Genomic DNA, 13052 nt, shown 5'->3' on the forward strand with positions numbered 1-13052 from the left:
CTCCTTTCCCAGCGACCGTACGACGCACCCCGAGTACCCGCCGGCGAGCCGTTCCCCCGTGCCGCGGGGGGACACGGCCGCGCGGGAGTTCACCGCGCGGGGCCGAGGTGCCACGATCTGTCCGGAGCCGGTTCGGACGAGCATCGGAGCGCGCATGACGACGCACAGGGCCACCGCGGACGAGGCGGGCGAGGCGGACGGGACGGAGCGGGTCGAGGGTGTGGAGGTGCGGCCGGCCGCCGGGCACATCGGAGCCGAGATCACGGGCGTCGACCTCGCCGGACCGCTCGACGACGCCGTGGTGGCCCTGATCCGGCGGACCGTGCTGCGCTGGAAGGTGGTGTTCTTCCGGAACCAGAACCTCGGCCACGCCGCGCACGTCGCCTTCGCCCGCCGCTTCGGCGAGCCGGTCGTCCCCGGCCGGCGCGGCAGCGCCTCACCGGCCGCCTTCCCCGAGGTGGAGACCACCGCCGACCGGCTGGAACTGAACGGCCGGTTCGGCATGGAGCACGAGGAGTGGCTGCGCCGACGCCGGCACACCCTGCTGCGCGGCTGGCACTGCGACCACGGCGCCCGGATCGACCCGCCGGCCGCGACCGTCCTGCGCGCCGAGACCGTCCCGCCCTACGGCGGCGACACCACCTGGGCCAACCTGGCCGCCGCCTACGCCGGTCTGTCCGCGCCGGTGCGCGCCTTCGTGGACGGGCTGCGCGCCGAACACCGGCTCGGCGTCGGCTACCAGCCACGGCCCGGCGACGACGCCTACGTCCGCCACCTGCTGGACCATCAGGTCGCCTCCGTGCACCCCCTGGTGCGGGTCCACCCGGAGACGGGCGAGCGGGTGCTGTTCGTCAACGGCTACTACCTGGAACAGATCGCCGGCGTCTCCCGCCCGGAGAGCGCCGCCCTGCTGGAGATGCTGCTGGAGCAGGCGGTCCGCCCCGAGTACACGGTCCGCTTCCGCTGGGAGCCCGGCAGCGTCGCCTTCTGGGACAACCGGGCCACCGTGCACCTCGCTCCCGGTGACAACGCCCACCTCGGCTTCCCCCGGACCATGCACCGGGTGATGCTCGCCGGGGACGTGCCCGTGGGCGTGGACGGCAGGCCGTCCGAACCGGTCACGGGGACGGAGCCGGGCCGCTGGTGAACGCCGGGCGCAGCGGGATCACGACCTCGTCCTCGACCGGCGGGTCGATCTCCTGCGCACGGTTGCCGGTCGCGGCGAAGCAGCGCATCCGGACCGCCTCCGGGGTGACGTCCAGCCGCAGGAAGCACTTGAAGAAGGGCGGGCTGTAGGTGGCGGAGGACGGCGAGAACAGCCGGGTGTAGACCTTGCGCACCGGCAGCCGGAACCGGGAGGCGCGCCCCGGCCGGCTGCCGGTGCCCAGCAGGCCGGCGACCTGCCGGGTGCGCGGGGTGACCCGGGCGCCGGCGCCCGGCGCCCGGCCCGGCTCGATGCCGAGGCGTTCGGCGACGACCGCGGTCGCCTCGGACTCGGTCAGGGTGAAGAAGCGCCGCAGCCGCAGCCGGCGGCCGTACAGACGGCTGTAGAAGGCCAGGGAGTCGCCGCGCAGCGGATAGCAGCGGAACTCCCGCTCGGTGACGCCCGCGACCGACACGCGGGGGATGGTGTGCGTGGCGTGCATGAACGCCCCGCCACCGCCCGCGACCACGTACTGGATCGTGCGGCCGTCCACTTCGACCGGGTACCGCTGGTAGTTGTGGATGTCGCCGCCGATCGCGGCCACGTAGTGGTGCTCGGGAGCCCGTACGACGTCGTCCACGGTGCCGCCGCCCTCGATGGCGCAGGGGTGGTGCTCCCCGTCGACGTACAGCGGCGACCCGGTGATGAGGATCTTCGGTTTCGGTCCTCGTGACACCTCGCGCAGCCAGGCGCCCTGTTCGGCGTCGATGGTGCCCAGCAGACCGGTGTCGATGCCGACGATCCGGACCGGCCCCGCGTCGATGGCCCAGTACGGGCCGGGCTGCTCGGCCTGCTGGGCGGACTCCGCGCGCAGCGCGCGTGCCGCGGCCAGACGCCGCTCGTCCACGGGCACCGGCCGGTGCCACAGCAGGGCGCGCCACCAGGCGGAGGTGAGCGGGCGGGGCGGGGGGCCGGGTTCGGGGGCCGGGGTGCCGTCGCAGAAGACGCGCATGAAGGCACCGAGGTCCTCGTACCAGTCGTGGTTGCCGGGGATCGCGTAGATCGGGGCGGGGTAGGCCCGGTACGGCCGGAAGAACTTGGCGCCGTAGCCGTCGGCGCTGCCCACCGGATAGTTGACGTCGCTCGCGATCACCGCGAACTCGGTGCCCTGACCCGCCTTCAGGAAGCCCGGTACGACGGCGTACTGGGAGGCGCCGCCCTCGCCGGTGTCCCCCATGACCATGAAGGAGAACCGGTCCGGGACCTCGCGCCGGATCACCTTGTCGGCGGGTGCGCCCGCCGCCCGGCGCCGCGCGACCCAGCGGCTGCGGGTGCGGCCGGTCGGGTCGCCGAACCAGGACGCCAGGACGCCGTTGCGCGCGGCCCACAGTATCCGCGGGTTCAGCCACGACAGCTTCTCGACGTGGTCCGGCATCAGCTGCCGGTAGGTGCCGCGTTCGGCCGCGCCCCAGCCGGCGCCCTGTGCGGTATCGCGCGAGGAGTCAGACACGCGGTGCACCGTAACAAACGAGCCTGCCGGTCAGGCGCGGGACGCGGGCTCACCGGTACCCAAGCCCCTTGTGGGCAGGGGGCGTTCGCGGCGATAGGCTGAGCGTGTCGTGGCCGGCCCCGAGGGACGGCCCCTCCGGGACGGAGCGGATCCGTGGAACTCGCCTTCACCGGACGTGTGATCGAGTGGCGTGGACCGTCGCCGTACTACTTCGTCGCCGTACCGGAGCCGGAGGCCGCCGGCATCCGCGAGGTGGCGGCCATGGCCACGTACGGCTGGGGGGTGGTCCCCGTCCGGGCCCGGATCGGCGGCACCGCCTTCGCCACCTCGCTCTTCCCCCGGGACGGCGGGTACCTGCTGCCGCTGAAGAAGGCGGTGCGCGCATCGCAGGGCCTGTCGGAGGGCGACGACGTGCGGGTGGAGATGGCCGTCCGACTGTGAGGCGCGGCGTTGCGGAAGGCGCCGTACCTGGGGCTTTCCCGGTCCTGGCCGGGGCATAGGGAAAACCCTTGAATGCCGTCGACGTCGCTGACATGAGCGAGTCAAAGCTGGAATCCTCCACCCAGCGCGCACCCCACTGGTGTGTGCACGGATCACGGTCCCCGCACAGCTCAGCGCGCCCGGGCGGCAGACCCGTCCGCCCGGTCCCTCACCGGCCGCCACCCAGCGGCCGCAGCAGGAGGAGTACGAGTGAGATCTCCCCACAGACCTTCTCCCCACGGAGGTCGCAAGCGGGCCACGGTCGGAGCCGCCCTGGTCTCCACCGCCGCCTTCCTCGCCCTCGGCATGCAGGCGGTCCCCGCGGTCGCCAAGCCGGCCGCTCCGCACCCCGGCCCCCTGCACACCGGCGCCCTGGAGGCCAGGCTCAGCCCGGCCCAGCACAAGGCGCTGATCAAGAACGCCGAGCAGAAGACCGCCGCGACCGCCCGCACCCTCGGGCTCGGCGCGAAGGAGAAGCTGGTCGTCAAGGACGTCGTCAAGGACAACGACGGCACCGTGCACACCCGTTACGAGCGCACCTACGCCGGACTCCCGGTCCTCGGCGGCGACCTCGTGGTGCACACCCCGCCGGCCTCCGTGGCCAAGGGCACGGTGAGCACGACCTTCAACAACAAGCACACCATCAAGGTCGCCTCCACCACCGCGGCCTTCGCCAAGTCCGCCGCCGAGACCAAGGCCCTGAAGGCCGCGAAGGCCCTCGACGCGAAGAAGCCCACCACCGACAGCGCCCGCAAGGTGATCTGGGCGGGCGACGGCACCCCCAGGCTCGCCTGGGAGACCGTGATCGGCGGCCTCCAGGAGGACGGCACGCCGAGCCGGCTCCACGTCGTCACCGACGCCACCACCGGCAAGGAGCTGCACCGCTACCAGGCCGTCCAGACCGGTACGGGCAAGACCCAGTACAGCGGCACCGTCAGCCTGACGACCTCGCTGTCGGGTTCGACGTACCAGCTGAACGACACCTCGCGCGGCGGCCACAAGACGTACAACCTCAACCGGGGCACCTCGGGCACCGGCACCCTGATGACCGACGCGGACGACGTCTGGGGCGACGGGACCGGCTCCAACACCCAGACCGCCGGCGCCGACGCCGCGTACGGCGCGCAGGAGACCTGGGACTTCTACAAGAACACCTTCGGCCGCAGCGGCATCCGCAACGACGGTGTCGCCGCCTACAGCCGGGTCCACTACAGCAGCGGCTACGTCAACGCCTTCTGGGACGACAGCTGCTTCTGCATGACCTACGGCGACGGCACGTCCAACACCCACGCGCTGACCTCGCTGGACGTCGCCGGCCACGAGATGAGCCACGGCGTCACCTCCAACACCGCCGGCCTGGACTACAGCGGTGAGTCGGGCGGCCTGAACGAGGCGACGTCCGACATCTTCGGCACCGGTGTGGAGTTCTACGCCAACAACTCCTCCGACGTCGGCGACTACCTCATCGGCGAGAAGATCGACATCAACGGCGACGGCTCCCCGCTGCGCTACATGGACAAGCCCAGCAAGGACGGCGGCTCCGCCGACAGCTGGTACTCCGGTGTCGGCAACCTCGACGTGCACTACTCGTCGGGTCCCGCCAACCACATGTTCTACCTGCTGTCCGAGGGCAGCGGCACCAAGGTCATCAACGGTGTGACCTACAACAGCCCGACCTCCGACGGCGTCGCCGTCGCCGGCATCGGCCGCGCCAAGGCGCTGCAGATCTGGTACAAGGCGCTGACGACGTACATGACGTCGAGCACCAACTACGCAGGTGCCCGCACCGCCGCCCTGAACGCGGCCGCGGCGCTCTACGGCACCAACTCCGCCGAGTACGCCGGGGTGGGCAACGCGTTCGCCGGCATCAACGTCGGCGGCCACATCAACCCGCCGAGCAGCGGCGTCACGGTCACCAACCCGGGCAGCCAGTCCGCGACCGTCGGTACGGCCGTGAGCCTGCAGATCCAGGCGAGCAGCACCAACAGCGGTGCGCTGACCTACAGCGCCACCGGTCTGCCGGCCGGCCTGTCGATCAACAGCTCGACCGGTCTGATCTCCGGCACGCCCACCACCGCGGGCACCTCCAGCACCACGGTGACGGTGAAGGACTCCACCGGCGCGACCGGCACCACGACCTTCGGCTGGACGGTCAGCACCACCGGCGGCGGCTGCTCCTCCTCCCAGCTGCTGGCCAACCCGGGCTTCGAGTCGGGCAGCACCGGCTGGACGTCGACGAGCGGCGTCATCACCACCGACAGCGGTGAGGCCTCGCACGGCGGCTCGTACAAGGCGTGGCTGGACGGCTACGGCTCCTCGCACACCGACACCCTGTCCCAGTCGGTGACGATCCCCGCGGGCTGCAAGGCGACCCTGACCTTCTACCTGCACATCGACACGTCGGAGAGCGGCAGCACCGCCTACGACAAGCTGACGGTGACCGCCGGATCGAAGACCCTGGCCACCTACTCGAACGCCAACGCGGCCTCCGGCTACAGCCAGAAGTCCTTCGACCTGTCCTCGCTGGCGGGCCAGACGGTCACGCTGAAGTTCAACGGCGTGGAGGACTCCTCCCTGCAGACCAGCTTCGTCGTGGACGACACCGCCCTGACGACCGGCTGAACCGCGTGAACTGAAAGGTCCCGCACCCGGACACCGTCCGGGTGCGGGACCTTCCTCGTGTGCGCGCGGAGCGTCAGCTCAGCGGATCGAGCGTCAGGTACGCCTGCTGCGGTCCGCCGTCGTGGACCAGCGACTCCTGGTTGCCGACGTCGTCGAAGGCGAACGCGTACGCCTTGCCGTCGGCCATCTGGGCGTGGACGGCGCGCGCGTAGTGGTTGGTCACGCCGTCCTTGTAGAAGTTCGCCGCCGAGGTGTCGGGCTGGCTGGGGTTGCTCAGCAGCGTCGAGCGGTTGAATCCGGCGCACAGGGTGCGGGAGATGGGCCCGCGCACGTTGTCGTTGGGCGCGTCCAGCAGCTTGTGACAGCCGAAGATGCTGGCGGCGTCCGGCTTCTGGAAACTGGTGACCACCGCGCCGGAGGAGTTGGTGAAGTTCATGGCGTTCCCCGACACCCGCCCGTAGTACTTGGTGTTCGGCTGGTCGGCGAAGGGCGTGACGGTCAGGGTCGACGTCGAGTACTTCTGCCACACCCGGTTGACGTAGTCGTCCATCACGCTCGCCGGCAGGGCGCCGGTCTCCACCCCGTAGAGCGGGGAGAGCGCACGCAGGACGGTGCCGTCGGAGCGGGTCTGGACCAGCCCCGACCAGCCGCCCGGCTGTCCGCGCAACGCGCTGAACACCGCGTTGTAGCCGCCGGACCTCAGGTGCCCGGTGGTGCTCACGCCGCCGTCCGCGCGCTGCACACCGACCGCGTACGGTGCCGAGAACATGTCCACCTGGGTGCTGTTGAGCCACAGCCCGGAGTCGTTCAGCGTGTACTCCGACCAGTTGAACAGGATGTTCCGGTTGGGATCGGAGGGGTTCTGCACGGCCGGCTGCACCAGGCCGCCGGTGGTCAGCCGGAAGTCGAGTTTCTGGCCGTAGGAGAAGTAGATCCGGCCGGAGAACTTGGGTATCCGGATCGTCTTCGACTGCCCGGGGGCCGGACCGGTGATCGCGGCGTCCGGGGCCGGCGTCGGGGGGTTGCCGCCGGCCGGCCAGGCGTGGAAGCCGCCGCCCGCGTCGGCCCAGCCCTGTCGTCCCGAGGACAGCTGGGTGCCGAGGTCGTAGATGTAGACGGCGTCGGAGCGCCCCGAGTTGTTGGTGATCTTCAGCGGGATGGTGTCCGGGACGGCGGCGTCGGCGCGGTCCGTCGCGCCGAACGCGAGCAGTCCGCCGACCAGGGCCGCCGCGGCCGCGTAGGGCAGCGCCGTGCGTGCATGCCGATGAGGCACTCTCCACCTCCGTGTGGGGTCGGGGTGGTACGGGGAAATTGGTCCGTACCTCTCTGAGAGCGCTCTCAGAGTTACGGCCAAGCGCGTGCATGTCAACGTTTCGGACAGGATTCGGCGGGCGTCCGAGACGGGGAGGTCGCCCGCCGCGAAGGTCAGAAGGCGCGTTCCAGCAGGGCCAGCAGGGCCGCCCAGTGCCGCTCGTCGGCCACCGGGTCGTAGGCGGGGGTGTCCGCCTGCGTGTACCCGTGCCGCGCCCCCGGATAGACCTCGGAGGTGTGCCGTACGCCGGCGGCGGTGAGCGAATCCGTCAGACGCCTGATCTGCTCCTCGGGCATGGACGGGTCCTGGTCGGCGTGGCCGAAGTACAGCTCAGCGGTGATGCGCCCGGCGCCCAGGTGGGGGCTGTCGGGGGCGTCGGTGGCGAGCCGCCCGCCGTGGAACCCGGCCGCGGCCGCGACCCGGTCCGCGTGGGTGGCCGCCGTCCGCAGGGCGAGCCGGGCGCCCATGCAGTAACCCGTCAGCGCCACCGGCCCGTCGGCGGCCGGCGGACTGCCGGCGAACCAGTCCAGGTAGGCGTCCGCGTCACGCCGGGTCAGGTCCGGGGTGAGGGAGGCCATGACCGGGCCGATCCGCTTCCAGATGGCGGGATCGGCCGACGGATCGATGAACTCGGGAACCTTCCCGATCGGGCTGCGGCCGTGCCGGTAGAAGACGTTCGGCACCAGCACCGTGTAGCCGGCGGACGCGAGCCGGTCGGCCATCGCCCGCAGCTGCGGGCGCAGCCCGTACGCGTCCTGGTAGAGCAGGACCCCCGGCCGCGGGAGCCCGTCGGCGGGATGGGCGGCATAGGCGTCGGCGATGCCGTCCGCGGTCGGGATGTCGACGTCGGTTCCCTGTACGTCGGTCATGCTGCGAGCCTCCTGGTGGATCGGCGGCGGCGGCAGGGACCCGGCCCCGCGCGCACGCCTCATGCTGCCACGCAAGATCCACACGACCGCGGCGGCCTGCCCGTCACTCGAAGCGTGCGGTGTCCCCGGCCCCGCGCCGGACGATCTCCGCCTCGCCGCCGGAGAAGTCGACCACCGTCGTCGGCTCCGTGCCGCAGTCGCCGGAGTCGACCACGGCGTCCACCACGTGGTCGAGCCGGTCCTTGATCTCCCAGCCCTGGGTCATCGGCTCCTCCTCGTCCGGCAGCAGCAGCGTGCTGGACAGCAGCGGCTCGTCCAGTTCGGCCAGCAGTGCCTGCGTGACGACGTGGTCGGGGATGCGCACACCCACGGTCTTCTTCCTGGGGTGCATCAGCTTGCGCGGCACCTCGCGGGTGGCCGGGAGGATGAAGGTGTAACTTCCGGGTGTGGCGGCCTTCACCGCGCGGAACACGTCGTTGTCCACCCGTACGAACTGGCCGAGCTGCGCGAAGTCCCGGCACATCAGCGTGAAATGGTGCCGGTCGTCCAGATGGCGGATGGAACGGATCCGGTCCATGCCGTCCCGGCTGCCGATCTGGCAGCCCAGCGCGTAGCAGGAGTCGGTCGGATACGCGATGAGCGCTCCCGAGCGCACCGCGTCGGCGATCTGGCCGATGCTGCGCGACTGCGGGTTCTCAGGGTGCACGTCGAAGTACTTCGCCATCCGACGAGCTTATTCGGTCACCGGCCGTGGCACGCGCAGGACCGGCGAGCGGCCGTGGAGGAGCCGATCCGCGGCAGCCGGGTATACCTCGCGGATCGGGGGGCATCAGACCCGATGAGCCGCCCGGGGCATCCCCCCCCCGCCCCGGGCGCGGCCTCTCCGCCGGCGGCCCACCCCCCGGGGCCGCCGGCGGAGCCGTCCTGCCGGCGCGGGCCTCAGCCCTCCAGCCGGACCGGGATCTCCTGCCAGCCGTGCGCGATGAACGACGACACCTGCCGCAGCTCACCGGCGTCGACCGCCAGCCGGAGCCCCGGAAAACGGGAGAACAGCGCGGGCAGCGCCGTCAGCGCCTCCAGCCGGGCCAGCGGAGCGCCGATGCAGCGGTGCACCCCGATCCCGAACGCCAGGTGGTCCTCCGCGTCGCGCGCCGCGTCGAACACCGCCGCGTCCGGGCCGTAGTGGGCGGGGTCCAGTCCCGCGGCAGCGTACGTCGTGATGATCGCGTCCCCGGCCGGGATCGCGACGCCGGCCACCTTCAGCTCGTCGACCGCGAACCGCAGTGGCAGCGCGGCGATGGACGGATGCACCCGCAGTGTCTCGTCGACCACCCCGTCCCAGCCGACCGTCCCGGAGCGCACGGCCGCCAGCTGCGCCGGGTCGGTCAGCAGCGCGACCACCGCGTTGCCGATGAGATTGACGGTGGTCTCGAACCCGGCGCCCACCACCAGCAGCAGCGTGTGCAGCAGTTCCTGGTCGGAGAGCCGGCCGCCGTCGTCGTCCCGGACCCGGATCAGCTCCGTGGTGATGTCGTCACCGGGCCGCGCCCGCCGGTACTCGATCAGCGCGCCCAGCACCGAGCCGATCCGCTGCTGCGCGGACGCCGCCCGCTCGGGACTCATGTCGGAGGTGTCCATGAGGTCGGCGATGAGCTGTCCCGCGTCGGGCCGCAACTCCTCCGGCACGCCGAGCAGTTCGCAGATCATCCGCATCGGCAGCGGGTGTGCGAGCCCGGCCCGCAGGTCCACGGCACGGCCGTCCGCGGCCTCGTCCGCCAGCGCGTCGAGCAGTTCGGCCGTCAGGGCCGCCACGCGCGGCCGCATCGCCTCCGTGCGCCGGTGCGTGAAGCTCGGCGCCACCAGTTTGCGCAGCCGGGTGTGGTCGGCGCCGTAGGTGGAGAGCATGCTGACCACGCCCACCCAGTTCGCCATCCAGGCCCAGGTCGGGTGCCGGTCCAGCTCCGGCCATAGCCGCCAGTGCAGGCGGGCGTCCTTGCTGACGCGGGGATCGAGGATCAGGTCCTTGAGCGTGCCGTAGTCGGTGGGCGCCCAGGCGGGGATGCCGCCCGGCAGCTCGACCGGCACCACGGGGCCGAGGGCACGCAGCCGGGCGCACTCCGCGACGATGTCGGTGCCGAAGGGGTCGAGGGCGATGCGGTCGGTGACGGTCACGACGGTCTCCAGACTGGTCGGCCTCTCGTGAGGCGGTCGCAGCCCAGTACACCGTCCGATCGGCCGCGGGCCCACGGCGTGGCCCGACTCGGCCGGGAAACTGGCCGAGTCGTTTCGTCACCGGGCCGCCGGCTGGGCGGGCAGGCCGAAGACGTGCCGCGGCGAGATGATCCGGGTGATCGCCTGGCCGAACAGGGTGCTGGGTTCCTGGCCGTCGTGGTCGATGTCGGTGTTGAGGAGCACCACGAGGGTGGTCCGTGACGCCGGGAGGTAGACGGTCAGGCTCTCGTAGCCCGGCAGCGAGCCGTTGTGCCCGATCCATCCCTGGACGTCGAAGATGCCCAGCCCGTACCCGGCGCCGGGGATCGGCGTCGGCGGGGTGGTGAGCCGTTGCCTCTGCAGCGCCGGACTGATCATCCGCCTGCCGTCTGGGAACTGGCCGGTGGCGACCGCGCGCGCCCACACGTGCAGGTCGTCCAGGGTGGAGACGGCCGCGCCGGCCGCCCAGCCCCAGGACGGGTTCCAGCCGGCCGTCTCGGCGACCTTCCCGTCGGCCGTCTGGTCGGTGTAGCCCTGCGCGTGCGGCGTGGGGAACTCGGCGCCGGTCGGCAGGAACGTGTTCCTCATCCCGGCCGGACCGGTGATGTGCTGCCTGAGGTAGTCCTGGAGGTGCCGGCCGCTCAGCCGCTCCACGACCAGGCCGAGCAGGATCAGGTTGGTGTTGGAGTAGTCGAACTTCCGCCCGGGCGGGAACAGCACCGGGTGCCTGAAGGAGTAGTCCAGCAACTGCTGCGGTGTGAAGGGGCGTTGCGGGTCGGACGTCAGGGCCTTGAAGAAGGCGTCGTCCTCGGAGTAGTTGAACAGGCCGCTGCGCATGCCGGCCAGCTCCCGCAGGGTGATCCGGTCGCCGTTCGGCACGCCGTCGATGTACCTGCCGATCGGATCGTCCAGACCGGCCTTGCCCTCGCCCACCAGCTGCAGCAGCGCGGTCACGGTGAACGTCTTGGTCTCGCTGCCGATGCGCATGTACAGGCCGGGCGCCATCGGCCGGCCGCTCGCCCTGTCGGCGACGCCGAACGAGCGGACGTAACCGTCCTGGCCCGGGGTCCAGATGCCGACGGTCACCCCTGGCACGTTCGCCTCGCGCATCACTCGCCGGACCGACGCGTCGAGCCGGCTCGCCACCTCGGGGGTGAGGGCGCGGACCTCCGGCCCCGGGGGCGAGGGAGTGGGCGAGCCGGCGGCATACGCGGCCGGCGCGGAGGCGGCGGACACGGCCCCCGGGCCCAGCGGTGCCAGCAGCGTCCCCGCGGTCACGGCGAGTACGACCCCCCTGCGCAGGCGAGCGGAAGGTGGCGACATGGGCTGACTCCAAGCACGTGAGCACAGACCGCGCGGCGGACGGGACGTCGGAGCCCGGCCCCACTCAGCATAGGAGCGCCGGTCCGGCCGTGCCCGCCGGACCGCCTCGGCAAGGCCATCGGCGGCGGCATCCCGGCTGGCGCCTACGGGCTGTCGGACGGGCTGGCCGAGCGGCTGCCGGCCCGCACCGACCTCGGCCTCGTCGACACGGGCGGCGTCGGCGGCACCCGGCCCGAAGGCCCTGCTGGACTTCGTCGACGACGTGGTCCGCCCCCTGGAGGGCGTCCGGGACATCCAGTCCTTCCCGTACTTCGGCATCCACACCCACCGCTTCCTGTGGGACGTGGGCCGACCGGCGCGGCCGCCCCGCCGGCGCGGAACGGTCAGGCGACCGGCGGCCCGGGCGCCAGCACCAGCATCGTGGCGTCGTCCCGGACCTCGAAACGCAGCCGCGGCAGGTCCGCCCACACCGCGCCCGGCAGACCGGCGGACACCGTGCCGGTCAGGGCGGCCAGCCGTTCGGGCAGCGGATAGAAGGCGCCTGCCGCGTCCCGCGCCTCCCAGACGCCGTCGGAGGCGAGGAACAGCCGGTCACCGGGGCCGAGCGCCACGGTGACCTCCTTCGGCGGACCGACGCCGACCACCCCGAGTCCCAGCGGCGGGCCCGACGTCACGGCCACCTCCAGCGCCTCGCCCTCGCGCAACAGCACGGGCGCCGGATGACCGCAGGCCAGCACGCGCACCGAGCGCGCGTCGGCCGAGAACTCCAGCAGCACCGCCGTGGCGAACAGCTCCGCGTGCCGCACGCCCCGCGAGTCCACCGCCAGCCTGCGGTCCATCCGCCCGGCGACCGACCCGAGATCGGGCTGGTCCAGTGCCGCCTCCCGGAACGCGCCGAGCAGCGACACCACCGTCGCGACCGCGGACAGTCCGTGCCCCTGCACGTCGCCCATCACCGCCCGTACGCCGTCCGGCCCCTCCCGCACGTCGAAGAAGTCGCCGCCCACCAGCGTCCCGTCCTGCGCGGCCCGGTAGAAGCCCGTGCACCCGACGCGCCCCACGCGCTCCGGCAGCGGCGGCATGACGGCCCGTTGCACGGCCTCGCCGATCGCCCGCTCCGTGTGCAGCTGCGCGTCCCGGTGACTGCGCACGTAGGACACGAACACACTCAGTACGGCCACGAACACGATGGTGAGCAGATCGGTGTTGCCGGGGCGGTCCAGATGGGTGGCCGGCAGGTGCAGCACCACGATCACCCCGAGGCCGAGGGCCGCGGTCGCCAGGGGACCGTACGACAGGACCGCCAGTGGCGGGATCGCGCCCAGCAGGAACCCCAGATCGCTCGCGTGCGGAGTGATCAGCGCGGCCCCGGTGACGGCCACCAGCAGCAGTACGGGCAGCACCCGCACCCACCACGGCGGCGGCGCGCCCCGCAGCCAGCCGCGATCCTCCCGCTGCCCGCGCGACACCAGGCCGCGCACCGATCGCACAGTCCCACGCTACGCCGCCCGCCCCGGCCGGGCCTCTCCCGGCCGGGCCGTCGGCAGAGGTCGTCAGGGCTGGGAGAGGAGGAGTGCGGCC

The 13052-nt window shown here is 72.4% G+C and carries 10 protein-coding genes and 1 pseudogene; 4 read left to right on the forward strand and 7 right to left on the reverse strand.

Translation table 11 applies throughout. The annotated features are described in order from the left end of the window. Positions 1 to 154: 154 nt before the first annotated feature. Positions 155 to 1147, forward strand: coding sequence for a TauD/TfdA dioxygenase family protein (locus tag IE177_RS31155; RefSeq protein WP_190018811.1), 993 nt, complete (start codon positions 155 to 157; stop codon positions 1145 to 1147). On the opposite strand, the gene IE177_RS31160 is transcribed toward IE177_RS31155, so the two are convergent. Further along, positions 1119 to 2654 carry a metallophosphoesterase family protein gene (locus tag IE177_RS31160; RefSeq protein WP_190018812.1) on the reverse strand — a complete coding sequence of 512 codons (1536 nt, stop codon included), beginning with the start codon at positions 2652 to 2654 and terminating at the stop codon, positions 1119 to 1121. The two genes, IE177_RS31155 and IE177_RS31160, sit on opposite strands and share 29 nt — an antisense overlap. Positions 2655 to 2807: 153 nt before the next feature. Here IE177_RS31160 and IE177_RS31165 point away from each other — a divergent pair, with 153 nt between their 5' ends. Both IE177_RS31165 and IE177_RS31170 read left to right on the forward strand, forming a co-directional pair. After that, the gene (locus IE177_RS31165) at positions 2808 to 3095 is read left to right on the forward strand and encodes a DUF1905 domain-containing protein (RefSeq protein ID WP_190018813.1); all 288 of its coding nucleotides are present in this window, start codon (positions 2808 to 2810) and stop codon (positions 3093 to 3095) included. 345 nt (positions 3096 to 3440) lie between these two features. Continuing rightward, entirely contained in the window at positions 3441 to 5756 is a 2316-nt protein-coding gene (locus tag IE177_RS31170; protein ID WP_229816352.1) for a M4 family metallopeptidase, read from the forward strand. Positions 5757 to 5829: 73 nt separating this feature from the next. Here IE177_RS31170 and IE177_RS31175 read toward each other — a convergent pair whose 3' ends face one another. From IE177_RS31175 to IE177_RS31195, 5 genes are all read right to left on the reverse strand, one after another. Then, positions 5830 to 7029, reverse strand: coding sequence for a glycoside hydrolase family 64 protein (locus IE177_RS31175; RefSeq protein ID WP_190018815.1), 1200 nt, complete (start codon positions 7027 to 7029; stop codon positions 5830 to 5832). A 152-nt stretch (positions 7030 to 7181) separates the two neighbouring features. Further along, entirely contained in the window at positions 7182 to 7937 is a 756-nt protein-coding gene (locus IE177_RS31180) for a dienelactone hydrolase family protein (RefSeq protein ID WP_190018816.1), read from the reverse strand. 103 nt (positions 7938 to 8040) lie between these two features. Beyond that, positions 8041 to 8661, reverse strand: a complete 621-nt coding sequence (locus IE177_RS31185; RefSeq protein WP_190018817.1) for an L-threonylcarbamoyladenylate synthase — start codon at positions 8659 to 8661, stop codon at positions 8041 to 8043. A gap of 215 nt (positions 8662 to 8876) precedes the next feature. Next, on the reverse strand, positions 8877 to 10109 hold the full coding sequence (locus IE177_RS31190) for a cytochrome P450 family protein (protein ID WP_190018818.1): 1233 nt from the start codon (positions 10107 to 10109) through the stop codon (positions 8877 to 8879). 117 nt (positions 10110 to 10226) lie between these two features. Continuing rightward, positions 10227 to 11471, reverse strand: a complete 1245-nt coding sequence (locus IE177_RS31195) for a serine hydrolase domain-containing protein (protein WP_190018819.1) — start codon at positions 11469 to 11471, stop codon at positions 10227 to 10229. A gap of 211 nt (positions 11472 to 11682) precedes the next feature. On the opposite strand from IE177_RS31195, the pseudogene IE177_RS35645 reads away from it, so the two are divergent. Continuing rightward, positions 11683 to 11820 (forward strand): annotated as a pseudogene (locus IE177_RS35645) (AsnC family transcriptional regulator); the annotation flags it as partial. Positions 11821 to 11854: 34 nt separating this feature from the next. On the opposite strand, the gene IE177_RS31200 reads toward IE177_RS35645, so the two are convergent. Further along, positions 11855 to 12961, reverse strand: coding sequence for a PP2C family protein-serine/threonine phosphatase (locus tag IE177_RS31200; RefSeq protein ID WP_190018820.1), 1107 nt, complete (start codon positions 12959 to 12961; stop codon positions 11855 to 11857). Positions 12962 to 13052: the final 91 nt, after the last annotated feature.

Origin of the sequence: Streptomyces lucensis JCM 4490, assembly GCF_014650035.1 — a bacterium.
GTDB classification, from domain to species: domain Bacteria; phylum Actinomycetota; class Actinomycetes; order Streptomycetales; family Streptomycetaceae; genus Streptomyces; species Streptomyces lucensis.